The following is a 25,161-nucleotide window of genomic DNA, read 5'->3' on the forward strand; positions in this document are numbered from 1 at the left end:
TCTCCTTAGAAGTAGAACTTGAGACTCGCCTGCAGCTCACGCGGATCGTTCGGATTGTCGCGTGTGGCGCTGATCTGGGCAAAGGTGCTGGGCGAGGTAAAGTTCAGCGATCCGGGTTGGGCAAAGTTGGGCGTATTGGTGAGGTTGAAACTCTCCGCACGGAACTCGAAATAACGGACGTCTGACAGACTAAACCTCCGGAAGACGGAGAAGTCCAGCCTGCGGAACGGCGGGCCGGAAACCTGAGCTGGAGCTCCGCCCAGGCTGCCCACAGCCGGGTTGGCAAAGGCCGCCGGATTGAGGAACTGCCTTGCGTTATGCGGGCCGGCATAAGGATCCTGCCCTGGCACCTTCAAAGCAAAGCAGCCCAGACCGGCGGCTGTGGTCGTCGTGCAGGCGACGGAGAACGGCTGACCGTCCTGAGCGGTAAAGATCCAGTTGGCAGACCATCCGCCGGCAAGTGCCCGCGCAATCCCGGTGGTCGCGTAGCGCTTGCCTTTGCCGAAGGGCAGCTCATAGGTGCCGCTGGTGTGGAAGATGCGGCGGACGTCGATATCGCAGGACGCGTAGTCTGCCCCGATGCCGTAGCCGGAGACATACGGCGCGCGGTATCCGCCGACACCGTTATCCAGCAGGTCGCGCGCCGTCCCCAGGCACTTCGAATAGGTGAAGTTGGCCAGAAGACTGAAGCCACGGCTCAAGCGATGCTCCACGCCGGCCTGGAGCGAGTTGTAGTTCTGCGAGGCGTTGCGGGCGTTGTAGTTGCCGCCTACGGCGAAGTCTTTGAAGAAGGCGTTCGACTTCGTATTCGCAGTCGGTGCAAGGATCGTGCTAACACCATTGGTAGCAAAGCTCGACTGGATGTGCTTCGCATTACTGCCCACATAACCGAGGAAGGCGATGGTTCTGGGTGTGAGCTGGTATTGGAACTGCAGATTGAAAGCCTGACTGTATGTGGTTTTGGGATTACGCGGCTCGCCGAAGAGTGAGATGGAACCGAGCGTTGCCGATGCCGGATTGAGGGGGACGTTCTGCAGGCCCTGCGAGAGCGGCCCTACAGAATTGTCAGCCGTAACCGGTGAAATCGAGCTGCCGGCGGTATAGCTGGTGGTGACCTGGAAGGGGAAGTTTACCCATGGGCTGATGCTGAGACCGTGATTCTCATAGCCCTGGAAGAAGAGTCCATAGCCGCCGCGAATCACCAGCCGCTCACGTGCCTGATACGAGAAGCCCACACGAGGTGCAAAGTTCTTGTTTGATGCGTAACCCATGACCTTATCAGGGATCGGTGTGAAAGCAATGCCATCCGTTGCCAGCAGATTCTGGAAAGCAGACGGAACATTGGCGACCTGCGATTGCGGGATATAGAAACGTGAGACACCATCGCTGGTATCCCGTGTCTGAGCCGGAACGAAGTTTGCGAAGCGTCCATCGGTCTCAGTGGGAATACCAAGGAACTCCCAGCGCAGGCCGAAGTTGAGGGTGAGCTTATCGGTGGTCTTCCAACTGTCCTGCACATAGGCGCCGACATACTGGCGCACCAGGTTGAAGATCGGCGAGAAGCTGGAAGCCGAGACGGTATTCGCTCCTCCAAGGCTGCGCAGCGTTCCCGGTGTAGGCGCCAGCGGAGCCAGAAGGAACTGCGCACGGTCCGTCGAGCCGTCTGTATTGGCTACAACTGACGTATAGCTACCGTTGTTCGCGAAGCTGCCGCGGGAGGTGCTCGGCGTCAGCGTGGGAAAGGCAATGTACTGGTATTCAATGCCGGTGCGGATCTGGTGCCGAGCTTTGTCGATCGTCAGGTTCTCGGTAAACTGTGCGATCTTGCTCGACTTGTCGCTGGGCAGCGTGCCAGGTGCACCGAGTGATGAGAGTTGACCGAAGGTAAACTGCGGCAGGCCTCCATTGCCCTGCACCTGCGGGATACCGGGGACGCCGTACTGCGCCGGGATACCAAGCGTATTCGCTCCAAGTTGCAAGCGGACATCCCGCACGCGGCTGTAACCGACGCGGGCTTCGTTCACGATGTGCGGGCTGAAGATATGCGTCTCGCTCAACGCAATATTCTGCGACTGAGTGTTGCCATTGCCGGGACGCGAGGCCGAACCATCGGCCACTCCGGGAAATGGGCTGGGGATCGTCTGCTGTGTATTGACGATGCTGTAGCGCACGAAGGCCGTGTCTTTGGAGCTGAAGGCTTCATCAAAGCGAATATCACCGCTATCGGTCGTCGTGCGATTGATGGGACTGGTGACATAGTTGTTCTGCAGAGCAGCGCTCGTCGGCTGCGGATAGAGATTAAGCAGCGCAACCGCGTTGTCCGCGAGCCGGCTGCGGGGGATCTGATTCAGAAGTGCCTTGTTTGCGGCAGTGGTGAAGTTGGTCACGCCGACAAGCGATCCGCTATAGAACGGATCACGCACATAGCCACCAGGAGTGCCGGAAAGACCGGTGACCGGATCAACGCCGCTTGCTGGGAGCTGACGTGTCGTGGAAGGATCGAAGACTGTACCTACAGGGAAGCTGCGGTTGAGCACATCACTACGTGAGCCGGATTGCAGTGCGATGAGATCCTGCAGATTGGTGTAGTTGTTATTGCGCTCGGCCAATGTGGGAACCGTCTGCGTGTAGGTCCGGCCCTGAGCAATGCGGCTTCCCTGGTAATCAAGGAAGAAAAATGTACGGTTGTGTCCGTCGTAGAGATGCGGAATCACGACCGGTCCGCCCAGCGTTCCACCAAACTGGTTCTGACGGAATGCCGGCTTGCCCTGTGTGGGCAATACGAAATAGTCCTTTGCATCGAGTGCGCTGTTGCGCAGATACTCCCACACGTTGCCGTGCAGGCTGTTTGCTCCGGACTTGGTACTGACATTCAGCACAGCCCCGGCGGAGTGGCCGAACTCGGCCGAGTAGGTGCTGGTCTGCACGGTGAACTCGCGGATGGCGTCCGGCGGCGGGAGTACGACATACTGCGCCTGGTTGACCAGGTCCGCGATAGCGGCGTTGTCGTCCATGCCGTCGAGCAGATAGTTGTTCTGGGTGCGACGAGCTCCATTGGCAGTGAATGAGCCACTCGCCTGCAGGTTGCGGCTGTCATTCTGTGCAAAGGTCACGCCCGGCGAAAGCTGCGCCAGGAAGGTCGCATTGCGGCCGTTGAGCGGCAGAGCATTGATGCTGTGCTCACTCACCAGTTGCTGCACGCTGGAGGAACGCGTATCGAGCAGCGGATTCTCGGTGGTAACCTCTACGACTTCGGAGGTTGAGCCGGCTTCAAGGTGCGGGTGGACTTCAAGCCGCGACTGAATGGTGACCTCGAGGTGTTCGGTGACGCTCTGTTTAAAACCCTGCTGCGAAACAGTGAGCGTATAGGTACCCAACTTGACGGGACTGAAGTTGAAGTAACCGTCCTGCCCGGAGTGCAGGTGCAGGACAATGCCAGTCTTCTCTTCCCGCAGAACGAGGTCAGCATCGGCGATCACGGCTCCGGTGGAGTCGGCAACCACCCCGCTGATGGAGCCGGTATCAACCTGGGCATGCAGAGCGTTCGACAAGACCAAAGGCCAGGTCAACAACAGAAGAAGAGTCACGTACAGGCGATATCGGCGCAAAGCGGCCGCGCGGAGGTGCATAGACACAGGTGCTCCTATGGCATGAGCAGGCACGTGTCGAGACGGAACTCTTACACGTGTCTCATTGCGTTGATTCAGTTGTGGGGAAGAAGCGTAACCGCGAGAGGAACACGAAGTGTGTTTCCTGCATGATGAGTGCAGCAGCGATCAACGACAACAACAAAGGCAACAGTCCTGCCGGAACAGACGAACCAGTTCTACGGAAGAAAGTCGCATGGGCTGATGATAACGAGAACGGAAGGATGCGTCCAGCAAACGACATTGGCGTTCTGCACAATCTTTGACAGTCGGGAAGCCGTTCTAGTATCTAGGTAACGCGTTTGACATCCTTTAATCTCCACGCTGAAAAGAGAGCCCAAATGACTTTGTTCTCCAACCTCCGCTTCTGTATGCAACGCACTCTCGCCTGCACTGCCGGTGTGTTGCTGGCCAGTACTATGGCAACCGGAGCGACATTGCATGCGCAGAAGACTGCGCCGATGCACATCTACTTCATCGACGTGGAAGGCGGGCAGTCGACCCTGTTCGTCATGCCGGATCACACCTCACTGCTGGTAGATACCGGGTTCCCGGGCAATGGAGGGCGCGACTCGCAACGCATCGTCGATACAGCCAAAAAGGCGGGAATCTCTCGGATCGACTACGTGTTGCTCACGCACTATCACCTGGACCACCTGGGCGGCGTGCCGGAACTGGTTACAAAGATTCCAGTGGGCACCTTCATCGACCACGGCGAGAATCGCGAGACAGTCGTTCCGGGCACCGTGCGCAACTATGAGAACTACCAGGCGATGCTGCAGTCCGGAAAGTACAAGCACATCGTCGTCAAACCGGGCGACAAGCTGCCGATTCCGGGCGTGGACCTCACCTTCTTAAGTGCGGCGGGCGAAGTTCTGGATAAGCCCCTTCCAGGCGCAGGACAGGCAAATGCGGCCTGCTCTGCTCCGGACAACATGCCGGAAGGGATCAATACACCGGACCAGGCGGAGAACGCTCAGTCCGCAGGCTTTGAGATGAACTTCGGCAAGCTGCGTATTCTCGACCTCGGCGACCTGACCTGGGACAAGGAACGTCTGCTGATGTGCCCCATCAACAAGATCGGCCACATCAACCTGCTGGTCGTCTCGCACCATGGTTCGAAGCCTAGTTCGAGCCCGGCGTTGATTGATGGCATCAGCCCTCAGGTAGCGATTATGGACAATGGCGAGCGCAAGGGTGGCTATGTGCCGGTGTTGGATACTATCCGTGCAACTCCAAGCAAGCCCGACCTGTGGCAGTTGCATTATGCATTGGAGGGTGGCGATCAGCACAACACCGGCAAGGCAATGATCGCGAACCTGTTGTCGCCCGATGGCGAGGCCGCCGCCAAGGTACTGGCAGAGGGTAAACCGCTACCTCGGCCAACGTCGCACGCTGATGATGCGGGCAACAGCATTACGGTCGAGGCCTATGCGAATGGACGCTTCACCGTAACCAATGGACGCAACGGCTTCGCAAAGACTTATCAGGCGAAGTAGACGAGCTGGACATGAAAAGCCGCGCATCTAAATGCGCGGCTTTTCGCTGTCTTCGATCTGCAGCCTGGGCACAGGCCGTGAAAATGCTCTAAGCCTGTTGAAAAGCCTTCAGGACCTCTTCCTTCGCAGTCTTCAACTCAGCTACCGGGTCGCCTTGCGCATAGAACTCCATAGCGATGTAGCGGTTGTATCCCAACGCGGCGAGGCGTCGATAGATGTTGTTGTAGTTGATTTCGCCGGTGCCTGGATGATGGCGCCCGGGAACATCAGCCACGTGAATCAGGCCGATCTGGTCGAAGTTGTTTTCCAGCTTCTCGATCAGATTTCCGGCGCCGCGCTGCTCATGGTAGAAGTCGTACAACACCTTAATCGATGGGCTGCCGACGGCACGCGTAATCGTAAATGCCTCGCTGACGGAGTTAACTGCCGCCTTTTTGTCTTCGAGCAGATCGATGGGCTCCAGAAGCAGTTCCATCTTTTCCTTCTCCATAATCTCGGCGGCAACCTTCAGGTTCTCCGTGATGTTGGCGATCTGTTGCTCAGGCGACTGACCGGGTATTCTGGGACCAGAGGCGTAGCCCAACTGCGGGCAGCCGAGCTCACGCGCCACAGGAATTGCCTTGGCAAGCTGCTCCCGGATGATGTCTCGCGATGCGAGATCAGCCAGCGGCGCCCGGCCGGGGAACATCAGGTCGATGGTGATGCCCAGCGACTTGGCCACTCCCGCGACGCGACGGCGCTCTTCCGGTGACCAGGCCATCCATTCCGTCACCAGCTCAGCGCCGGTATAACCGGCTTTCGCCACGGTTTCCAGCCGCTGATCGATGGTCATAGGCTTGGGAAAAGCCCAGATCATGTACGAAAACTTCGGCAAAGCGGCAGGGGGAGCGGCAAACAAACCGCGCGGGGCCAGGGATAGTGCGGTACCGGCCATTGCGAGATGACAAAAGTGTCGGCGATTCATAGTCCGAATCTCAGTTTCTGTTCGTCGTGCGAACAAAGTATAAATAGGAACGATGAGATTTCGCCTCTTCGCTCGTTCTGAACTGCTGCTTGCCCTGGGCCTCAGCATAGCAACTCCAGCCCTGGCGCAGTTTCCACGGTCGATCATAGACCCTGCCGCAGCCGAACGCGGCAAGACTCTCTACGAACAGCAATGCGCACGCTGCCACGGTGATGATGTGCGCGGGACACAGACGGCGCCCGACCTGATCCGTTCGTTGCGGGTGCTGCACGATCGCCGGGAGAACCTGAAAGGTAAGGAGCTTGCGCCTTATCTGAAGGATGCTCCCCACAAGCTTGAGCTCGACGCCAAACAGGCGGCCGACCTCTCGAACTTCCTCTCGCTCTCCGTCAACAAGATCCTGCGCAGCGGCTACGACGCCGAGCCCAAGAACCTGCTGAGTGGCGATGCCAAGGCGGGCGAGGCGTACTTCAATGGAGCAGGCGGATGCAACAAGTGCCATTCGCCCAGCGGCGACCTTGCCGGCATCTCCAAGCGCCTGAGCGTCGCTTCCCTTCAGCAGCGCTTCCTCTTTCCCAATACAGGTTTTGGATCCAAGCGCAAAACGCAGGTTGAAGTGGTAATCGGTGGGAAAACGATTACCGGCGACCTGGTGCATATCGACGATTTCACCGTCTCCCTGAAGGATAAGGACGGCCGTGTGCAGTCGTTCAACCGCATCGCCGGCGTCAAGGTAAAGACGATTGATCCGTATGCAGGCCATGTGGAGCTGCTGAACCGCTACACCGATGCCGACATCCACAACTTGACCGCATATTTGGTGACGATTCCATGAAGCATCTGTTTTCTCTGGCCGCCCTGGCCATGCTCTCACTGCCCCTGTCCGCGCAGACGGCTGCCGCCAAAAATCCGGCGCAAGCGCCGCAGACTGACTGGCCAACATACAACGGTGACTACAGCGGACGCCGCTTCAGCAAGCTAAGCAAGATCAATACCGCCACGGTCGGTAAGCTGCAGCTTGCCTGGACCTATCGCATCAACACCACCACCGGCGGCGGACAGCGCATCTCTGCCACACCGCTGATGGTCGACGGGGTGATGTACTTCACTGTCCCCAGCCATGCCTGGGCCGTGGATGCACGCACCGGTCTGAAGCTATGGCAGTTTGACTGGGCCAGCAAAGGCGGCGAGACCATCGGCAACCGCGGCGCTGCCATCAAGGGTGACACGCTCTACTTCGAGACAGAGGACTGCAACCTGGTGGCGATCGATATTCACACCGGTAAGGAGAAGTGGCACTCCTCCATCGGTAATCCTGACCAGTTCTACTTCGGCAGCGTCGCTCCAGTAATCGTCAAGAACCATGTGATGGTCGGCATCAGCGGCGACGATTTCGATATCCCCGGCTACGTGGAGGCGCATAATGCGGATACCGGAGCGCTGGAATGGCGCTGGTACACCCACCCGGAACCCGGGACTCCTGAAGCCAAGACCTGGCCGAACGATGAGGCCATGACACACAGCGGCGGCATGACCTGGGTGGCCGGTACCTATGATCCGGATCTGAACCTCTACTACTTCGGTACCGGCAACGCGCAGCCTGTCATCAATGGCGCGGCACGCCCCGGCGACAATCTTTTTACCTCCACCATCTGCGCCCTGAACCCCGATACCGGCAAACTGGTTTGGTACTTCCAGCCGAACCCGCATGACACCCACGATTGGGATGCGGTGCAGACACCGGTTCTGATCGACGGGACTATCGAAGGCAAACCGCGTAAGCTTCTGGCCCAGGCCAGCCGCAACGGATGGTACTTCCTTCTGGATCGGACGAACGGCAAGGCCATCACCAGCACTCCATTTGCCAAGCAGAACTGGGCCAAGGGCGTAAATGAGAAGGGCCAGCCGATTCCCGATCCCGCCGTCGTCGCAAAACAGAACGGCACCCTGACGGCTCCGAACCAGGCAGGCGCTGCCAACTGGTATCCACCAAGCTTCAGTCCGCTGACCGGCCTCTTCTACGTTCCGGCGTATGACGCCTACAGCGTTTATTACATCTACGACAACAACAAGAAGCCTGAGGGCTGGGCCGGTAATGATCGTGGCGGCTGGTCTTCGGCGTCCCTGCGCGCCATGGACTATCGCACCGGGAAAGTCCGCTGGAATCACGAATGGCCTACGACCGGCGCCCGCTCCGGCATTCTGACGACTGCCGGCAATCTGCTCTTCACTGGCGACCCGTCGGCGAACCTGATTGCTTTCAACTCCTCTACCGGCGAGATCCTGTGGCATGCAGGCTTGAATGCTCCCGTCACCAACGGACCGACGACGTTTGAGCTGGATGGCTTGCAGTACATCACCGCAGCGGCTGGCGATACGTTGTATGCCTGGGTGCTGCGCTAGCAAAGGATCGAGTTGAACAAAGATGGAGCGCCAGCGGCGCTCCATCTTTGCTTAATCCTGCAACGTGCATTCCAAGGCGCTCTTCTCAGGTTTCGTCGCGCCGCTGTAGAGTAGGGTGCGCTTCCAAAACTCTGCCGAGGTCGTGATGAAACACACGCTTGCCGTCACCTGTTTCGTTGTCTCCACCGTGCTTCTCTCGCAGCAGCCGCAGACCGCAGCTACGCGTGGACCGCTGCGCATTCTGCCGGTCGATGTGGATCCCAACGATCATGAGGGTTTTACGCAGATCTTTGACGGTTCCAGCCTGAAAGGCTGGGATGCGAATCCAGCTGTCTGGAGCGTCAAGGATGGCGCCCTGGTCGGCGAGTACACGTCATTGGAAGGCACGCGCAATCCGCAAACCTTCGCCATCTATCGTGGAGCTGAGCCGGCAGACTTCGAACTCAAACTGGAAGTAAAGCTTGAAGGTGAACAGGCCGACAGCGGTATTCAGTATCATAGCTACCCTGCACAGCCAGTCACGCCACATCCAGGCGCACCGGTCTTTCCGCAGGACCCGAAGTGGAACCTTGCCGGCCTGCAGTTTGATTTGAGCCTCCAACGCGACGGAAACAACATCGGCATCCTGGCCGAAGGCGGCGGACGCGGAATCATCGGAGAACGCGGCCAGATCGTTCACACCCAGACCGGCAAAACACCACAGCTCCTGGGAGAACTCGCATCCTCCAAAGATCTGAGCAGCTTCTTCAAACCGCACGACTGGAATAGCATTCACCTGATCGTGCGCGGACATACGGTCGTACAGAGGATCAATGGGCGAACGGTCGCTATCCTGATCGATGACGACACGGCAAAGTGGAAGCCCAGCGGAGTGATTGGGCTTCAGTGTGCCGGACCAGGATCGGTAAGGATCTCTTTTCGAAACGTCTGGCTGAAACCCCTACCGTAGATTCTCTCTCCGCCTGCAGCATAGCGAGTGATCACGCAACACCTCGTAGACACATCTTATTGGGGAAAGAACCTGGCCATTGCGCCATATTCCGCCTGTCACGGGGACACATGATTGCGCCGTCCTCTGCCCCGGCATCCAAGTTCCCACGAAGGAAGCAGGATCTTACTGCGGTAGCATGCGATCGAATTTGCACGCATACCGGCTTCGAGGGCGGGAACGCTTACGACAGGTATCAAATGGCAGAGATACAAGAGCAAGCCGGAAAACCAGAGGTGCAGGAAGGCGGAATCGCGCGCGTCAACGACGAACTCTCGCTGGGATATGATCGCGACTTCGAAAAACAGTGGTGGCGTATTGAAGTTGGATTGTGGAGCTTCCTCACTGTAATCCTGCTCCTTGGAGTTATGGGACTTCTTGGCCGGGGACCCATGGCGCACAAAACGATTGGCAGCGCAGACGGAGCGCTCACCGTCGATTTTCAGCGGATTACGCGCTATAAGACGCCGGAAGCAATGACCATTCGCCTCGATCCAAAGCTCTATCGCAACGGAAGAGCCTATGTCTGGCTCAACCGCGCGATTGTGGAACGCATGGGATTGCAACGTATCATTCCGCAGCCGGCGCTTTCCATACCGGGCGAAGACGGGATCGGATATCTCTTTCCGATCTCTGATCCCGCGAAGCCGACCCTGATTTATCTCGCAAAAGAACCGGCCGCACCAGGCCTCTATGAGGAAGAGGTGAAGACCGATCCGGAGCATGACATCTTTATGCGAGCACTGATTCTTCCATAGGAGCGGATGATGGCGACAATTCTTCGCGCGATTCTTGCATACTGGGCTCTCATCATCGTGGTACGGGCAATTGGCCGTCGCCCGGGTGGCCAGATCACACCATTCGAGTTTGTTCTGATCTTTTTTATCGGTGGCATCAGTATTCAAGCCGTTGTCGTCGATGATCGCTCTATCACCAACGCCTTCACCGCGGTCGCCACTGTTGCCCTGATGCACGTGCTGGTGACTGCGCTGAAGCAGTGGTTCCCTGCGTTCGGTCGAGTGATCGATGGAACTCCCGTATTGATCTTTGAGAATGGGGAGTGGCACCGAGAGCGGATGAAACATCATGGTGTACAGGAGACTGACGTCATGTCGGCTGCCCGGGCTCAGGGACTGGAGCGCGAGGATCAGATCAAATACGCCGTGCTCGAACGCAAGGGAGATATCAGCATTATCAAAGCATCGTGACAAGTCGCTCACGCCTTGAGCAAGGGCCAGATCAACACTTCCTGTTCCCGGGAATAGCCAGTGAGATCGGGAGATGCGTTGATCAACAATCCCGCAAAAGCTGCCAATTTGTTCGTTGCAAAGCCAGCTTCAACGGGCTGCAGCAGCCAGGGGCGGTGATCAATGTCCGCGACAAAGACAGTATGCTTTACCACCGTATACAAACGGTAACGTTCAGCCAGCCAGAACTCCGCAGTACCCGGTTGAGCAGTGTGGGATGCGGCTGCCGGCCGATACGTTACGTCAAGAGCAGCGGCCCCATCCATTCGGCGGCTTTCAAAATGAAATTGCTGCGCTGAACGTTGCAAGCGCATCTGCGCCTTGACGTAAGGAAGCCGATATAGGAGTCTCGCGCCCTTCACCGCGAGAGAACTATCCGCATCAAGACTGAAGAAAAATATCCCCGGAACGCCGCGATAGCGGACGTAGGTACGAAGATTCAATTCTGGAAAGGTCCAGAGGTGACCGAGAAAAGAAATACCGCGAGGGCGCATACGCACTTCAAAGGGCGTCACTGAGATCCATGCCCGTCCTCCGAAGGTGTCAATCTCCAGTTCTGAAGGCACAAGGTCACGGACTGAGGAGAGCGGCATCTCCCAGTGAGCGAAGAGCAGGTCGTACCAACCCTGCTGCATGATCCATGGCACTCGCGGCAACGGAACCGGACGATTACCGGCCTGCGTAAGAACTTCGCCCGCATCCATCTCTATTTAGATGAGGGCGGACGAATTACCGCCGTCTGTCCGCTAGAGCATTTTCCCTGGGGGCGCAGTCCAGAGCATCCGCATTTATGGGCGTTCCGCAATGAAAACGCCACTGCACTCCCCTCCGGGATACCCAGCAACAGGGAAAAGCCTCTAGATTAAATAATCGCCTGTTTGCTGAACCCCGCAAATCCGGGCAGCTTTCCTTCGACGATGGCAGGAGAGATCATCGCCACGCTTGGGGTCAAACTTAAAATCATCTCCTCCTGGATGTGGCGCACTGCTATCCGTACCTGGCAGAAAAAAAGACTGCCGCAAGAGATCTGCCGGATCTCAATGATTTCCGCCGCATTTCTCAATGCAGGCACGGCAGCCAGAGCATTTTGCAGAGCATGGCGCAGCGCCGCATCGCTGCTGCTTCCAATGCCCCACTTCGCCACCTGGTCGGTGAGCCGGAAGAGATGCCAGTCCAGCCGTTTCACGTTCTGCTCGATGGCTTTTGCGTTGCCCGCGAGCTGGAGCCATTTGGCGTCCCAGGAGATCGCCTCACGCGTGATCTCTGCCGGGACTCTGGAACCTTGCCGCAGAAAAATCTGTCCTTCAATGACCTGCATGCGCAACCTCCTGACGTGATATGGACGTTTCTCCGCATGGAGACATCGACCGTGACAAACTGCTTTGTATGGCGGACGGTTGTCCGCGGACGACAAGTGCATCCTCTACGAAGGAAACACCGTAGACATCTCGCACCCTGGATAACAAGCTGTCTTTACGCTGCGGGTCCGAGATCGACCCCATCAGCGTGACAGTACCGTTGGCAAAGGAGGCTTTAATCGGTATATCGGCAGAACGGGAGAGTTCAGGATCGGAATAGATAACTTTATTGACCCTTGTGCGGGTAGTCTCATCCGCCAGCAGGTCAGGCTCTACCGAAAGCCTGTCTTTGACCGATAAGACCCCATCCGTGCTGCCGGCAAGTGAGAGTACGACTGCACGCTCGATCGAGTCTTTTACCGGGCCGGTCAGATACACGACGCCCTTGACGGCCTCCACCGCGATCTGGGGGAAGGTGAGCCCCAGATCAGCACGCGCGAAACGAAGCCGTTCTTCTACCTTTCGCTCGATCTCCGGATCCTCCATAACAGGGGTCCTCACAACGATCCCGTTTCGCACCGACCGTACCCCTGGCGTTTGGGTCGCAATCGTCTCAGCATCGACCTTATCCTGATAGTGCGCCACGGTTCCCTCGAGAGATACCATTCCGCGAGAACTCGAAACGGAGACATCCAGCAGGTGGGGATTTCGATTGAACGCCTGCTGAACCGCACGCTGAACGTCTTTGATCGACATATAGGTGCTTTCGTAAGCTCTGCCCATTTGAGTTGCCAAGATCTGACGGTGAGCCGATATCAAGTAACCAAAGACAAGGCAAACAATGATCTGTTTCCGCAACCTCATGACTCCTCCACAATTCGCTGCCAGTCCGGAATCATCTGGGCGCGATGCTGCATCTGGTCCAGACTTCTTCCGGACTGGTCACATTCACTGTTTGTCAAGGAAACATCGAAGCATCACGCCGTACTGGCGGAGATACGCTTCACCATCGAACCCGAGACCTGCTCACCAATAGGAATCTTGCGCGCTCTGGCCTCCATCTTCTTCGCCATCGCGATATACAGAACACCGTGTTCGCATCTTGCCTGGATGGAGGCAGGATCGACGGTCGCGGGCAGAGTGAAGGTCCTCGTAAAAGAGCCATACGAACGCTCCCTACGTTGATACCGGCTGTGGCTGGAGGGCTTTCGTTCCCCCGTGACGGAGAGGTTGTTGCCCTCAAGGGAGATGTCGAGGTCATCCTCACTCATACCGGCCACATCGAGCTCTATCATGACGCGATCATCTTCTTCATAGATGTCGGCTCTGGGAATGACGGCGCTCGCTGTTAGAAGCGATTGTTCTAATGAATCTGTAAGTGGAAGAAAGCTGCGAAAAGTCTTGTCAACCTGTTCCGTCAACGAAGTGAGGTCGCGGAACGGCTGCCATACGGACAGAGCAGTCATAGCTATTCACCTCTCGGGAGATACCCGATCTAATTCGATAGACGCAGCAGACTGCAAGATCGGTTGCATGTTTTAGCAGAGGGCCTGCTATCCGGGTTGCAGCTCGCAGGTGCAGGCCTCTACCGTGCCAAAGCTGCCTGAGAACCACGGATCGCCGGCCTGGTAGGAACCTTGAACTATATTTTGGGCAGACGGCTCTGCGACGTTAGCAACTCAGGCAAAAATGGAGGCCTGGCGGGCTGATTGACTTCAGCGCGCCGGGCCTCATGTGATGGCGGTTATACGAACTACTGTCTGGGCTGTTCCAGACGATAACCTGACGGAACTTGAAACAACGAGATTGCCTGCTCTCCAAGTTGAATATTGTGTAACTGATATCGTGTCTCGCCGAACCTCGGATCGTTGGTGGACGACTGCACGATGGTGTCGATACCCGGAGCAACCCAGGTCTCTGTAACGATGGCGATGGGCCGTTCGTTGCCTAACTGCCCGGCAGGGATCGTAATGGTCTGCTGACGTCCATTACAAACAATCCCTTCGATCGTCTTGGAGCCAAGATCCTGCCGGGTGATGCTGCGCGCTTCATCGAGCGGTGGAAGCTTGCGCAACGGGGGATTGCTCTCAGCTTCACGCTCATCGAGGAACTTGCGAGACCGCGGCAGTTGCAACGCTTCTTTCTGACCTGGGTCCAACACATAAGCCATATTGCTTACCGGATCGTCGATAAAGACTTTCACCTCGTGAGGAGCTGGATTGGCAGGATCGATGTTGCCAAACGTCTGCTCACGTCTTGTTCTGCCCAGGCTGTCGCGATAAAACCTGCTGACCGAGTGACGCACGATGCGGTTGCCGTCGGGCAGTGTCTGAACCGTCTCCGTGGTGGAATCAGCGACGTAGGGTTTGCCTTTGATCAATTTGCTATCGATGGAAAGTACTTCGACAGCGCGGTCCTGTTCATGCCGCTCAGGCTGTTGAGCCATGTTGGCGGCAGGCAGGAGAGAGAATGTAAGCGAAAAAAGAGCGGTATAGATGATACGGTCATATTGCATTGAAGTAGTCCTTTCTAAGCTGGAAATCAACGAACAAACCGAACAGCGCGCGACAGGCCATCCTGGCCCACGACAAACTCCGCCAGAACCATCTCCGAAGCGTCAGCGGGAGAAACATCGAAACCATACTGACGAAGCTCGTCGCGGCGAATCTGCATACGGACGAGAGTCGCCATCGATGGCGCAGGCAGGCCCTCACTCGATGGCAGCGCGATGAAGGGATCCGTAGTGCCATTGACGGCCGGGACAGCGGCCGCCCTCTGCCTTGCTCTCCTATGCAGCACCGGGGAGGGGCCTTTGGAAACATGTGAGGCTGACTGCTGTTGAGGAGCCGTAGCCACAAGCGGCACATCTGGCACAATCGCGGGAGCTACTGGCCGTACCGGCAACGCTGGAGCCGCCTGGTATCGATAGAAGATGCCCGCCGCCATGCATGCTGCCACCGCCGCTCCCAAAGCTGCCACTCGAAACCATGAACCTTGCTGAGATCTATTGGAGTCGACACCTGCCTTCACCAGCATGACCAGATCGCGTTTGATCGAATCGGGAGCGGCGATCTCCTGATGCTCCTGACGTAAAGACGAAAGCGCTTCCTGCAATGGACGATTCATGGACGTATTCCTTTTTCCGCGCCTGCCGGAACCGGGGACAACAATGTGGCGAGCCTTACCTTGGCGCGATGCAATCGCGAGCGAACGGTGCCGATCGGTACAGCGAGGATGAGCGAAGCCTGCGGATAAGTCATCTCTTCCAGCTCGCAGAGAATGATGACCTCCTTCAGCAGTAACGGCAGCTCATCAATTCCCTTACGGACCATCTCGATAGCCTCTTTGCGGCTGAACCATTGATCCGGAGCATCTGAGGACGGAGCTTCGACAGGCTCTTTACTGTCGTCCAGTTCAACAAAACGCTCGTCGCGTTCCAGCCGCTTCCACAACTGCCTGCGTGCAACACCGCAAAGCCACGTTGAAAAAGCGCTGCGTTCCTCTTCGAAGTGATGTGGCTGTCGAAGAAACGCGAGAAATGTCTCCTGCGTAATCTCTTCGGCCATAGGGGCATCTCCGCACATGCGAAGAGTGAATCGGTAGACGATGGCCCCATGCCGTTGATACAGCTCCGCGATCGCGTCTCCATTGCCGAGACAGGCAGCCCGGACCAGTGCCGCATCGGAATCACGATCGCGAGGAACTCTGTATCGCTTGAACATGGCTATTCATGATTACCGCGAGCAGGCAAAAGAGTTCCCTGAGAACGAGAAAATCGGATTCAGGGGAGAAAAGCACGTGTCAATACAAGCGGTCGAAGGGATAAATGGCTTATACGGTTTCAAAACATGGCTAAAACGGGTGGGAGCTGCGGGCTTCAGCCCGCTGATAAAGGTCAAAAAGTGGACGGGCAATCGTTAGGCCCTGGGCTAAAAGCCCACGGCTCCCGCCCGGGTTCGAGCAACGCTCGAACAACCCACCCATTGCGATGCAATGGATGGGGCACCCAATTCCGTGGCTAGCCCTGATGCGTCCTATCGACGCGCTATCGGAACCCGTCCTCCGCCGCCTGCAGCGCCTGCTGTGCCAAGCGACGAAAGACTGCACGCAGTTCTACCGGACTATGGACCATAATGCGGCGCCCCAGGCTGAGCAGCATCGCAGCAACCATCTCCAAACGGTCACGCCCGCAGCGCAGACGGGTTCCCCCATCCTGTTGCTCCGTCGCAATCCTCCAGGGAGAAAATGCTCGCTCTGCCTCCTCGATCGGCATATCGATCCAGACGTCGATCTGGTAGTCCGACTGCACAAATGGCATGTGCTCCCTCATATGCTGCTTCGCATCGAAGCGCGCCGGAGGATCGAAGCCGCCGGTAGATACCTCCAGTGCCTCAACCCGGTCCAGACGGAACGTGCGCAGTGCTTTGCGCGATAAACAATGGCCGATCAGATACCAGCGGCCATCGGTGTGGAGCACCGCATAGGGGCGAATCTTCCTGCGGGAAGCCGCTCCGTCATGAGAGCGATACGAGAAGCGAATCTCCCGGTGGGCACGGATGGCAGACGCCGCGCGAATCAGGCACTCCACGGACGTGGATACGACCCACGGCCCAGGCTCGATGGCCACCACATCTTCCACCGTACGGATACTGTCTCTGAGCGAGTGCGGCATCACGCGCTCCAGCTTGGCCAATGCCCCTTCGGTTGCTGGAGCAAATGCCGACAAACCCATCTGGCTGAGCGAACGTAGCCCCAAGGAAAGAGCGAAGGCTTCCTCATTCGTAAGCAGCAGCGGCGGCAGGCGGTAGCCAGGCCGCAGACGGTAGGCTCCGCCGACTCCGCGGGAAGAATCGATAGGAATGCTCAGATCCTTCAACCGGACAATATAACGCTGCACCGTACGCAGATCGACCTCCAGGCGCTCGGCCAGCTCTGCTCCGGTTACGTGATCACGCGCCTGCAGGATCTCCAGGACCGTCAGGACGCGCATGATGGGGTCGTACATTCGATTTTAAGTCTGGCATAAATTTACGACAGAGGTTGTCGGGAATTCCCGCTAATCTTCTCCTGAGCCTGGACAGGCCACCTGGAGGAATCGACATGGCAACCGAGACAGCAACCGTGAACGTAGTGACGGCAGACGCCCTGCTCAAAAGCTGGCAAGGACATCGGCGCCTCACGCGACGCGTGATTGACGCATTTCCGGAGGACAAGCTTTTTCAGTTTTCAGTGGGCGGCATGAGGCCGTTTGCCGACATGGCGTGGGAGTTCATTCGCATGGCCGTACCGATCGTGGACGGAGTCGCCACCGGCAAATGGGAGGAGTTCAACAAGGGCGAGAAGCCCACGACCAAGAGCGAGATTCTTCGTCTATGGGACGAGCAGACGGCAGCTTTGGACAAGAAGTTCCCGGAGATTCCTCCACACCGCTTCCACGAAGTCGATAAGGCTTTCGGCCAATGGGAGATGCCTGGGATTGTCACGATCCAGTACGCGATCGACAACGAGATTCATCATCGGGGCCAGGGATATGTCTATCTGCGCGCGCTTGGTATTGAGCCGCCACCGTTCTGGGAGCGAGACTAAGCTCATATCAACAAGCTCAGGAATCACTACTCCGAATGCCCCATTCACGCAAAGCGTGAGTGGGGCATTCGAGCGAAGCTCGAACCAGTGGGAGCCGTGGGCTTTTAGCCCACGGTCTACCAGCTCAAAAAAATGGGTTTAGCCCTGGGCCTTTCCTGACCTACCATGCTGCATCGTCAGTCGCTGCAGAGCGATCCGGAGCCTATTGACAATTCGATCTGCCCGGTTGCCCCACCCTCGCAACGCTAGGGTGGGCCAGGAATACCCATAACTCCTGACTAAAGGGGAAGCAAATTCCTCGATATACCTAGTGCACGGTTGAGAAAAGGTCACTGATCTTCTGCAGCAGGTCATTGCGTTTGAATGGCTTACTCAGAAACTCCAGTTGCCCTTTGTGAAAGCCCTCGCGAGCTTCCTTGTCATTGGTGTAGCCGGAAAGAAAGAGCGTCTTCAGCACGGGCCGCGTCGTTTGCAGTCTCTCGGCAAGCTCTCGACCTCCCAGGTTCGGCATCACCACATCGGTGAGCAGCAGATCGATCTCGCCATCGTACGCCTCCGCGACCCTGAGCCCATCGAGCCCATCGCATGCTTCCAGCACGGTATATCCCTCGCGTTTTAATACGGCGGCGGTGTAGGCACGAATGGCCGGCTCGTCTTCGACAATGAGGACAGTTCTTCCCGCGACCGGCCCTTCCTCAATCACCGGGCTCTCTACCGGCGCTGCAAAGGTCTCCTCCCCGGAAGATTTGAGTGCGGGAAACAGCACGTCAAAGCGAGTTCCCTTGCCCACCTTGCTGGACACGGAGATGTAGCCCTGAGCTTGCTTGACAATGCCATAGACCATGGCCAGACCAAGGCCGGTTCCCTTTCCACTCGACTTCGTCGTAAAGAAGGGCTCGAAGATATTGCGCTGAACCTCATCACTGAAACCTATTCCGGTATCCGAGACGATAAGTTGCGCGTACACACCGGGCTTGAGCCCTGGAGATAGTCTTGCGGCGGATTCCGATATGCGTGTCAGCCTGGATTCGAGACGAAGTATCCCGCCCAGAGGCATCGCATCACGCGCGTTGGTGGCGAGGTTCATCACCACCTGCTCGACCTGGGTTGGATCAGCGAAGATTTCACCGACCTTTTCTGACAATACGAGATCAATGCGGATGTCTTCTCCAATAATGCGGCGCAGAAGATCATGCGTCTGCGCGAGCACGTCATTCAGGCGAATGCGCTCGGCCCGGATCAGCTGGCCTTTTCCAAAAGCCAGAAGCTGCTGTGTCAGTTTCGCCGCGCGATCCCCCGCGTCCAGGATTACGGTGACTAACTCATGCTGTGCCGCATCCAGAGGATGTTCTGTGAGCAGAAGCTGCGAATAGCCATTGATGATCGTCAGGAGATTATTGAAGTCATGAGCGATGCCGCCGGCCAGCCGGCCCAGGCTTTCAAGTCTTTGGGAGCGATTGAGCTGGTCGGTCGCAATACGAAGCGCACTTTCTGAGAGACGGCGCTGCCTGGCGTCACGAAAAGCCAGAACGGCTCCTACGATATGGCCATCGTCATCCCTGATAGGAGCTGATGAGTCATCGATCGGGATAAGCTGGCGGTTTCGCGTCATGAGAGACGTGTCTCCCTTGAGATAACGCGTCTCGCCCTCACGCAGAGCCCGTTGCAGCGGATTCTCCAGAACCGCATTGGCGTCGTCATCAATAAACGTCAGCACTTGTTCAACTGGAACGCCCGATGCTTCTGCGAGCGTCCATCCGGTCAGCGCTTCCGCCACTGGATTGAGAAAGGTGACCATCCCGTTTGCATCCGTCGCAACAACTCCGTCGCCAATGGAGGAGAGGGTTGCCGCATACCGGCGTTCGCCGGCGCGCAGCCGCTGCTCCAGCTGGGAACGCTGTGTCGCGACTTCGATCGCAATCAGCAGTTCCCGCTCATCGAGAGGTTTCAACAGGTATCCAAAGGGAGAGGTTTGTTTCGCCTTACTCACTGTCGCGGCATCAGAGTGCGCAGTGAGATAGATGATGGGTACTTCTCCATCCTTGTTGATGAGGCTTGCCGCCTCAATTCCGTTCATCTCGCCCTTGAGATGGATATCCATCAGCACGAGGTTAGGTTTCTCAATTCTGGCAAGTTCAATCGCATCTCTGCCCGTGTCCGCGACTCCGACAACGCGATGCCCCAGCCTGCTAAGTCGCGCCCGGAGTTCCATGGCGATGAGGGCTTCGTCCTCGACGACAAGAACATTAAGAGGGAGGCCTGCCGTTTCCGTGTTGGAGATGGGTTCTCTCATCGAAGCGGCACCACGATTTCTGCGCAGGTGCCCGGGTGAAGCGGGCTCATCTGAAACTCACCATTCACCTGTTTCACAAGAGACCGGACCAGGCTCAATCCCGTGTTTTCGGTTACAGAGCGAGCACCGTCAGGCGATGATGCATGGAATGCTCCCACGCCATCGTCGACAACGGAGACGCGCATGAAGTTCTCCGGCTTGATCGTTACCGAAACGGTGACGGCGCCATGCATTCTTCCCTTGAAGGCGTGCTTGAACGCGTTGGTCAATAGCTCATTCATGATCAGGCCAACCGGGACAGCTCGATCGATGGAGATCTCAACCGGTTCCACATGCGTAATCAGTTGGATATGAGCGCCGGCGCTGTGATTGATATGGACGTTTTCGGCCAGCTCTCTGGTATAGGTACCGAACTCAACCGCATCGAGCTCACCGGAACGATAGAGCGACTCGTGGACAAGGGCCATGGACTTCACGCGGCTGCGGCTCTGTTCAAGCGCCTGCCGGGCTGCCGGATCATTTGCATCGAGAGACTGAAGATAGAGAAGGCTGGAGATCGCCGCCAGATTGTTCTTCACCCGATGATGAATCTCCCGCAGCAGCACCTCCTTCTCGTTCAGCGAACGAGCCAGGTGATATTCCTGCTCTCGATGAGCGGTGATGTTCATGGCGACACCAGCGAGAAAGAGCTCTCCGTTAGGGCCGTGGAGCGGAAATTTATGGGTTCTCCAATATTCGAGCCCATTATCCTCTCCGGAGGTCGTTTCTTCCACCTCCACGGGAGTACCAGTCGCAAGCACATTCAGATCTACTGCACGATAGGAATCCGCCGCCTTGCGCGGCCATAGCTCATGATCGGTCTTCCCGATCCACTCACTTCGCGAGATATCAAAGAGCTCCGCAAACGCCCGGTTGTAATATTGCATGCGCCCCTCTGCATCCTTGATAAAGGCCAGAAAGGGGCTGCTGTCCATAAACGCTTCGAAGCGCAGCCGGCTGGTTTCCGCCGCAATGACGGATGCACTTGCTTCGTTGCGAAGCTCTTCCATGTGCCGGGTGGTTCTGACCTCATCGGTAATCTCCACCGAGATGCCCGCCACCATGCGATCGTCTACCGATCCTTCAAGAGGCACCTTGATCGCGCGCCAATACATTGGCTTACCTGAAGCATCACGGGTCTCCACCCGTTGATCGAGGGTGGCGCCGGAACGCAGGACATGTTCATCCTCCTCAGCAATCATGCGAGCTACCGTATCCGGCCACAGGTCCACGCTGCTGCGTCCGAGCCACTCCGTCTGCGAAATACCGAATCGCTCCGCGAGCTTTTTGTTATAGAAAAGAATCCGCCCCTGGTGATCTTTAAGGTGGGCCTCAATCGGAAGTGCATCGAGAAAACCGCGAAAGACACGATCTCTTCGCTGAATCTCGCCCATGGCCTGATCCAGGGCGGCTTCGTCCGTCAGTTGGCGGAGTTGCAGGGCGAGTTGCCGGCCGAGCGCACGAAGAGAGCGCACCTGGACGGCTCCGAGTTCGCGGGGACGGGTATCCAAAACACACAAAGCGCCGAGGGTTTCTCCAGTGGGAGCTTTAAATGGAATGCCCGCATAGAAACGAACTCCGTTCCCAACCCGATGCGCAAGATCACGAGAATACGGGTCCAGCTCTGTGTCGTTAATAACGAGCAGATCAGCCTGCTCCAGAACGTGTCTCCAGATCGGCTGGTAGCGAGCAAGCTCGCTTGCCTCGATCCCGATCTTTGACCTGCAGATGACACAGTGGTCTTCGACGAGCGTGATTGCGCCCATCGGGGCTTCACAGATCTCGCCGGCGAGGGCCAACACTTCCTCAAATTCCCTCGATATCTCAAATAGCAGGAGAGAACGCACGGCTTTGAGGCGAGCGGACTCGTCTGCGTGCAACTCCTCTGGCCGCACGTCACGTCCTGGAAGCATTGTTTTTACCCATCTACTGCTCGGTACTACGTTTGGATATCCTGGCTCTGATCGTATCCGGGCAGGGATGTTCCCCAAATGCTCCTGAAGTCACTGGACTATGGTTACTTCCCGAAATGGGAAATACTTGCGGCGAAGCTCAATGGCCGAGCGGACATGCGAACGCTATCCTGCCATCACCGGAAAGACAGGAGAAGCAGCCGGCTTTCGTGGGACCGAAGATCGATCCTGATGTGAGAGGTTGCGGGGATACCGGTTGTAGACCATGGATCAAGGATCGACGTGGGACGTGGAACGTCGATCGATCGCCAGGAGAACTCGTGACTTTCCGGCATCTCTGCCACGTTAAGGAACAGCACCGCACGATCGCCGTTTTCAAGGAGACGTTCCCATATTTCAAAGCGGCCGAGCTTACGTTTCAGAACGGCCTGCCGTCCCAGCCTATCTTGATCGATGGCGATGAGTTTCCTGTTCAGAAGAATGCCTCGCGTGGCCTCGGTCATGGTTCGTACATCATTGCCGGCAAAAAGGGGTGCGGCCAGCATGGCCCAGAGGTTCATATGCGAACGTTTCTCAAGATCGTTCATGCCGTCATTTCCCACCTCGAGCATGTCTGGATCGTTCCAGTGACCAGGTCCGGAGAATGGGGCTGCCATCTGTTGCGTGAGTGCGTTTTGATGCATCGTCGCGAAATCGGCATGTATATCCGCCGTAGTACGCCACATACTGGCGCCTACATCGGCGCCCCATGACCAAACATCCTCCATACCGTACTGGCAAAGGCTGTAAAGAATCTCCCGGCCGGTAGCCTGCAACGCAGCACCCATCTTCTGGAAGACTGCCTGACTCTCCGATGGCAGATAAACGCGAGAAGCCGTGCACCAGTCATACTTCAGGAAGTCGACTCCCCATGCCGCGAAGGTCCTCGCATCCTCTGCTTCATGCCCATAACTTCCTTCATGGTTTCCGCAGGTCTGTGGCCCTGGAGAAGAGTAGATACCAAGTTTCAGGCCTTTTGCATGGACATAATCAGCGAGTCCCTTCATATCGGGAAAACGTTCGTTTGGATGCAGACGTCCGTTCGCGTCCCGCTGCCCTTGCCAGCCATCGTCGATCACGATGTAAGAGTAGCCCGCCTCCCTCATCCCATTGGAGGCGATTGCATCCGCGACCTGTCGGATGATCGCGTCACTCACATTTTGGTGAAAGTAATTCCAACTGTTCCATCCCATAGGGGGCCTTCTCGCAAAATCCGGAGGCGCCTTGACAGCACGGATGGGGGGCAGGGGCGGACGATCCACTGGAATCCTGAGATCGCGCTGATCCGCGCGTGAAAGGAGCAGGATCTGGTCGGGCTCATGACTGCCCGTAAACAGAAGTTCAAAGCCGGTTGTGGTGCGGGCTCCAGAAAACTGAAATGTTGTACCGGCCTGGAAAGCGATTTGATCGCCTTCATCTCGACCGTCATGGATCGGTAGATCACCCCAGTCAAACCGAACCGTCCCCATGAGACGACGATCCACCTGCCTGAACTCGAACAGCACGGGGCGGCTCGAGCCGTCCCTTAGCCTTCGCGTCGCTTTCCACCAAGCTCTTCCTGCCGGCCGCGAGACTGTATTCGGAACGCATATTCGGCAGAACGACAGCATAACCAGAAAGACTAATAAAGCGACGCTTCTTCCCTTACGGTGGACAGGCCAAATCAAAATCAGAAATACCTTAAGACCGATTGCCATCCATACGGTCTTCGTGGTGGAATATTTGCGCTCAAGCAAGTACATAGGTTTTCGTAAGAATCGGCAGCGCCAACCGCTCAGACAAGTGCATTAACCGTCAAATAACGTCTGTTAACGTCAACGGCCGCAGAATTCACCGATACACCTTGGAACTTCGAGATGTCGATAGCAAATATGCCCTTACCCGCAACCGGGAATCACTCGCAGGACGATACTCTGGCACACGATGAACGCTGGCTTCTGATTCAGCGGATTGTCCGAAGTAAAGGATTTCAACGGGCGGCGCAGCTTCGTGCGATTCTGCTCTACATTTCAAAGTTCGCCATTGCGGGAACAGAAGAGCAGTTGCGCGAGCATGATATCGCTCGCGAAGCACTCGGCCGGCGCGGTGATTTCGACCCAGCTTATGACAACATCGTTCGCGTTCAGGTAAGCCACCTCCGCCGCAAGCTGGCGGAGTATTTTGCCGACGAAGGCAAAGATGAGACGATGCTTATCGAGATTCCGAAAGGAAGCTACCTTCCGCACTTCGAATCGGTACGGCATCCCAATGGCGCTACCCTCGACGGACACACGACTCACTATCCTGAATCGATAGAGCCCGAGGGGACGACTCACGACCTCCTGAAACTTCCAGGTGTTGTACCTTCCTCCGTTGGCGGGATCAGCCGATTGCCCATGGTCTGGGCTTCTCTCGGAACCGCTGTTCTGGCATTGGCGATTGGATTGGGTATCCGGTGGAATATCGGGCAACGTTCACAACAAAATCTTCCACTGATCCTGCTACCGATGTTGCAACAGGGCAACAACGTGGCGGTAGTGCTTCCCGATTTGTCGTTGATGATCATTCAGCAGATGCTTAAGACCGAAATCGGTCCGCTGGAGTACATCGAGAGCGACTTTCCCCGCAACCAGGTGAGTAAGGTGGCCGATCCCGAACTGCGAAATACATTGATGTTTCTTGGCATAAGAAAGACGACAAGCTTCAGCGAAACGCGGCTCGGGCTGGAGTGGATGGAGACCTTATCCAAAGCCGGCATGCATGGGAATCTTCTTTACTCGCGGGACCTGCACGTGCGCGATCTGAGTGACGGGAATGTCGTACTGATCGGCAGCCGGCGAAGCAATCCATGGATGTCACTTTTCGACTCGCGGACAAACTTCCAATTCATCGAGAGCACGGAGACCCACACTTACTCATTCGTCAATCATCATCCACTCGCCGGCGAAGAAACGCGCTATATTCCTCACCATGTCGCCAACCAGGACATCAATTATGTGAATGTGGCGCTGGTTCACAGTTTAGGAGAGAAGGGATTTGCGCTGCTGATCAACGGCTCAGATTCTCAGGCGAACGAGGCGGCGGTTCGGTTTGTCCTGGAGGGAAAATTTCCCAAAGCGATTCAGGACGAACTGCATCGCAAGGATTTTCATGGGATGGAGATCTTTCTCAAAGGATCACACCTCGACGGAGAGTCCAATGATCGGTTCGAAATTGTAACCTTCCGAGTGGCGTCCGCCTAAAGCTCATATCTCGACGCCTGTGTC

Annotated in this window: 22 protein-coding genes; 9 read left to right on the forward strand and 13 right to left on the reverse strand. The window is 56.8% G+C overall.

What is annotated here, in order from left to right; genetic code table 11:
* Positions 1 to 5: 5 nt before the first annotated feature.
* Entirely contained in the window at positions 6 to 3,629 is a 3,624-nt protein-coding gene (locus OHL21_RS18965; protein WP_263418861.1) for a TonB-dependent receptor, read from the reverse strand.
* A gap of 359 nt (positions 3,630 to 3,988) precedes the next feature.
* Between OHL21_RS18965 and OHL21_RS18970 the strand changes: the two genes are divergently transcribed.
* Positions 3,989 to 5,146 (forward strand): ComEC/Rec2 family competence protein, encoded by a 1,158-nt coding sequence (locus OHL21_RS18970; protein WP_263418862.1) that lies wholly within the window; start codon positions 3,989 to 3,991, stop codon positions 5,144 to 5,146.
* An 88-nt stretch (positions 5,147 to 5,234) separates the two neighbouring features.
* On the opposite strand, the gene OHL21_RS18975 is transcribed toward OHL21_RS18970, so the two are convergent.
* The gene (locus tag OHL21_RS18975) at positions 5,235 to 6,110 is read right to left on the reverse strand and encodes a TIM barrel protein (protein WP_263418863.1); all 876 of its coding nucleotides are present in this window, start codon (positions 6,108 to 6,110) and stop codon (positions 5,235 to 5,237) included.
* Positions 6,111 to 6,162: 52 nt separating this feature from the next.
* Here OHL21_RS18975 and OHL21_RS18980 point away from each other — a divergent pair, with 52 nt between their 5' ends.
* From OHL21_RS18980 to OHL21_RS19000, 5 genes are all read left to right on the forward strand, one after another.
* Positions 6,163 to 6,945, forward strand: coding sequence for a c-type cytochrome (locus tag OHL21_RS18980; protein ID WP_263418864.1), 783 nt, complete (start codon positions 6,163 to 6,165; stop codon positions 6,943 to 6,945).
* Positions 6,942 to 8,513, forward strand: coding sequence for an acido-empty-quinoprotein group A (locus OHL21_RS18985; RefSeq protein ID WP_263418865.1), 1,572 nt, complete (start codon positions 6,942 to 6,944; stop codon positions 8,511 to 8,513). The genes OHL21_RS18980 and OHL21_RS18985 overlap by 4 nt, the downstream gene beginning before the upstream one ends.
* 145 nt (positions 8,514 to 8,658) lie before the next feature.
* Entirely contained in the window at positions 8,659 to 9,462 is an 804-nt protein-coding gene (locus tag OHL21_RS18990) for a 3-keto-disaccharide hydrolase (RefSeq protein WP_263418866.1), read from the forward strand.
* Positions 9,463 to 9,701: 239 nt separating this feature from the next.
* On the forward strand, positions 9,702 to 10,259 hold the full coding sequence (locus OHL21_RS18995) for a hypothetical protein (RefSeq protein WP_263418867.1): 558 nt from the start codon (positions 9,702 to 9,704) through the stop codon (positions 10,257 to 10,259).
* Positions 10,260 to 10,265: 6 nt separating this feature from the next.
* Positions 10,266 to 10,709 (forward strand): DUF421 domain-containing protein, encoded by a 444-nt coding sequence (locus OHL21_RS19000; RefSeq protein WP_263418868.1) that lies wholly within the window; start codon positions 10,266 to 10,268, stop codon positions 10,707 to 10,709.
* Positions 10,710 to 10,717: 8 nt separating this feature from the next.
* Here OHL21_RS19000 and OHL21_RS19005 read toward each other — a convergent pair whose 3' ends face one another.
* The 7 genes from OHL21_RS19005 to OHL21_RS19035 form a co-directional block, all read right to left on the reverse strand.
* On the reverse strand, positions 10,718 to 11,452 hold the full coding sequence (locus OHL21_RS19005) for a YqjF family protein (protein WP_263418869.1): 735 nt from the start codon (positions 11,450 to 11,452) through the stop codon (positions 10,718 to 10,720).
* A gap of 158 nt (positions 11,453 to 11,610) precedes the next feature.
* The gene (locus tag OHL21_RS19010; protein WP_263418870.1) at positions 11,611 to 12,066 is read right to left on the reverse strand and encodes a hypothetical protein; all 456 of its coding nucleotides are present in this window, start codon (positions 12,064 to 12,066) and stop codon (positions 11,611 to 11,613) included.
* Positions 12,053 to 12,802 (reverse strand): BON domain-containing protein, encoded by a 750-nt coding sequence (locus OHL21_RS19015; protein WP_263418871.1) that lies wholly within the window; start codon positions 12,800 to 12,802, stop codon positions 12,053 to 12,055. The genes OHL21_RS19010 and OHL21_RS19015 overlap by 14 nt, the downstream gene beginning before the upstream one ends.
* Positions 12,803 to 13,023: 221 nt before the next feature.
* Entirely contained in the window at positions 13,024 to 13,512 is a 489-nt protein-coding gene (locus OHL21_RS19020) for an Hsp20/alpha crystallin family protein (protein ID WP_263418872.1), read from the reverse strand.
* Positions 13,513 to 13,799: 287 nt separating this feature from the next.
* Positions 13,800 to 14,561, reverse strand: coding sequence for a DUF4412 domain-containing protein (locus OHL21_RS19025; RefSeq protein WP_263418873.1), 762 nt, complete (start codon positions 14,559 to 14,561; stop codon positions 13,800 to 13,802).
* A 26-nt stretch (positions 14,562 to 14,587) separates the two neighbouring features.
* The gene (locus OHL21_RS19030; RefSeq protein ID WP_263418874.1) at positions 14,588 to 15,172 is read right to left on the reverse strand and encodes a hypothetical protein; all 585 of its coding nucleotides are present in this window, start codon (positions 15,170 to 15,172) and stop codon (positions 14,588 to 14,590) included.
* Positions 15,169 to 15,768, reverse strand: a complete 600-nt coding sequence (locus tag OHL21_RS19035) for an RNA polymerase sigma factor (protein WP_263418875.1) — start codon at positions 15,766 to 15,768, stop codon at positions 15,169 to 15,171. The genes OHL21_RS19030 and OHL21_RS19035 overlap by 4 nt, the downstream gene beginning before the upstream one ends.
* On the opposite strand from OHL21_RS19035, the gene OHL21_RS19040 reads away from it, so the two are divergent.
* Entirely contained in the window at positions 15,767 to 15,967 is a 201-nt protein-coding gene (locus OHL21_RS19040) for a hypothetical protein (RefSeq protein WP_263418876.1), read from the forward strand. The genes OHL21_RS19035 and OHL21_RS19040 overlap by 2 nt on opposite strands.
* Before the next feature lie 124 nt (positions 15,968 to 16,091).
* Here the strand turns inward: OHL21_RS19040 and OHL21_RS19045 are convergent, their stop codons facing one another.
* A complete protein-coding gene (locus OHL21_RS19045) occupies positions 16,092 to 17,051 on the reverse strand; it encodes a helix-turn-helix transcriptional regulator (protein ID WP_263418877.1) in 960 nt (319 codons plus the stop codon).
* Between the two features lie 95 nt (positions 17,052 to 17,146).
* Here OHL21_RS19045 and OHL21_RS19050 point away from each other — a divergent pair, with 95 nt between their 5' ends.
* A complete protein-coding gene (locus tag OHL21_RS19050; RefSeq protein ID WP_263418878.1) occupies positions 17,147 to 17,632 on the forward strand; it encodes a DinB family protein in 486 nt (161 codons plus the stop codon).
* A gap of 307 nt (positions 17,633 to 17,939) precedes the next feature.
* Here the strand turns inward: OHL21_RS19050 and OHL21_RS19055 are convergent, their stop codons facing one another.
* From OHL21_RS19055 to OHL21_RS19065, 3 genes are all read right to left on the reverse strand, one after another.
* Positions 17,940 to 19,925: an ATP-binding response regulator gene (locus tag OHL21_RS19055; protein ID WP_263418879.1), complete on the reverse strand. Its 1,986-nt coding sequence runs from the start codon at positions 19,923 to 19,925 to the stop codon at positions 17,940 to 17,942.
* Positions 19,922 to 21,877, reverse strand: a complete 1,956-nt coding sequence (locus OHL21_RS19060; protein WP_263418880.1) for a PAS domain-containing protein — start codon at positions 21,875 to 21,877, stop codon at positions 19,922 to 19,924. Before OHL21_RS19060 ends, OHL21_RS19055 begins: the two co-directional genes overlap by 4 nt.
* Before the next feature lie 176 nt (positions 21,878 to 22,053).
* Positions 22,054 to 23,400, reverse strand: coding sequence for a glycoside hydrolase family 27 protein (locus OHL21_RS19065; RefSeq protein ID WP_263418881.1), 1,347 nt, complete (start codon positions 23,398 to 23,400; stop codon positions 22,054 to 22,056).
* Between the two features lie 372 nt (positions 23,401 to 23,772).
* Between OHL21_RS19065 and OHL21_RS19070 the strand changes: the two genes are divergently transcribed.
* Complete coding sequence (locus OHL21_RS19070) at positions 23,773 to 25,137, forward strand: helix-turn-helix domain-containing protein (protein WP_263418882.1); 1,365 nt, start codon at positions 23,773 to 23,775, stop codon at positions 25,135 to 25,137.
* The last annotated feature ends 24 nt before the right edge of the window (positions 25,138 to 25,161 follow it).

The organism is Terriglobus albidus, from assembly GCF_025685425.1.
In the GTDB taxonomy this organism is placed as follows: Bacteria; Acidobacteriota; Terriglobia; order Terriglobales; family Acidobacteriaceae; genus Terriglobus; species Terriglobus albidus.

Coding starts and splice junctions, on each gene's coding strand:
- OHL21_RS18965 (WP_263418861.1), bottom strand. CDS start 3,629: ATGCACCTCCGCGCGGCCGCTTTGCGCCGATATCGCCTGTACGTGACT.
- OHL21_RS18970 (WP_263418862.1), top strand. CDS start 3,989: ATGACTTTGTTCTCCAACCTCCGCTTCTGTATGCAACGCACTCTCGCC.
- OHL21_RS18975 (WP_263418863.1), bottom strand. CDS start 6,110: ATGAATCGCCGACACTTTTGTCATCTCGCAATGGCCGGTACCGCACTA.
- OHL21_RS18980 (WP_263418864.1), top strand. CDS start 6,163: ATGAGATTTCGCCTCTTCGCTCGTTCTGAACTGCTGCTTGCCCTGGGC.
- OHL21_RS18985 (WP_263418865.1), top strand. CDS start 6,942: ATGAAGCATCTGTTTTCTCTGGCCGCCCTGGCCATGCTCTCACTGCCC.
- OHL21_RS18990 (WP_263418866.1), top strand. CDS start 8,659: ATGAAACACACGCTTGCCGTCACCTGTTTCGTTGTCTCCACCGTGCTT.
- OHL21_RS18995 (WP_263418867.1), top strand. CDS start 9,702: ATGGCAGAGATACAAGAGCAAGCCGGAAAACCAGAGGTGCAGGAAGGC.
- OHL21_RS19000 (WP_263418868.1), top strand. CDS start 10,266: ATGATGGCGACAATTCTTCGCGCGATTCTTGCATACTGGGCTCTCATC.
- OHL21_RS19005 (WP_263418869.1), bottom strand. CDS start 11,452: ATGGATGCGGGCGAAGTTCTTACGCAGGCCGGTAATCGTCCGGTTCCG.
- OHL21_RS19010 (WP_263418870.1), bottom strand. CDS start 12,066: ATGCAGGTCATTGAAGGACAGATTTTTCTGCGGCAAGGTTCCAGAGTC.
- OHL21_RS19015 (WP_263418871.1), bottom strand. CDS start 12,802: ATGTCGATCAAAGACGTTCAGCGTGCGGTTCAGCAGGCGTTCAATCGA.
- OHL21_RS19020 (WP_263418872.1), bottom strand. CDS start 13,512: ATGACTGCTCTGTCCGTATGGCAGCCGTTCCGCGACCTCACTTCGTTG.
- OHL21_RS19025 (WP_263418873.1), bottom strand. CDS start 14,561: ATGCAATATGACCGTATCATCTATACCGCTCTTTTTTCGCTTACATTC.
- OHL21_RS19030 (WP_263418874.1), bottom strand. CDS start 15,172: ATGAATCGTCCATTGCAGGAAGCGCTTTCGTCTTTACGTCAGGAGCAT.
- OHL21_RS19040 (WP_263418876.1), top strand. CDS start 15,767: ATGGCTATTCATGATTACCGCGAGCAGGCAAAAGAGTTCCCTGAGAAC.
- OHL21_RS19035 (WP_263418875.1), bottom strand. CDS start 15,768: ATGTTCAAGCGATACAGAGTTCCTCGCGATCGTGATTCCGATGCGGCA.
- OHL21_RS19045 (WP_263418877.1), bottom strand. CDS start 17,051: ATGTACGACCCCATCATGCGCGTCCTGACGGTCCTGGAGATCCTGCAG.
- OHL21_RS19050 (WP_263418878.1), top strand. CDS start 17,147: ATGGCAACCGAGACAGCAACCGTGAACGTAGTGACGGCAGACGCCCTG.
- OHL21_RS19055 (WP_263418879.1), bottom strand. CDS start 19,925: ATGAGAGAACCCATCTCCAACACGGAAACGGCAGGCCTCCCTCTTAAT.
- OHL21_RS19060 (WP_263418880.1), bottom strand. CDS start 21,877: ATGCTTCCAGGACGTGACGTGCGGCCAGAGGAGTTGCACGCAGACGAG.
- OHL21_RS19070 (WP_263418882.1), top strand. CDS start 23,773: ATGTCGATAGCAAATATGCCCTTACCCGCAACCGGGAATCACTCGCAG.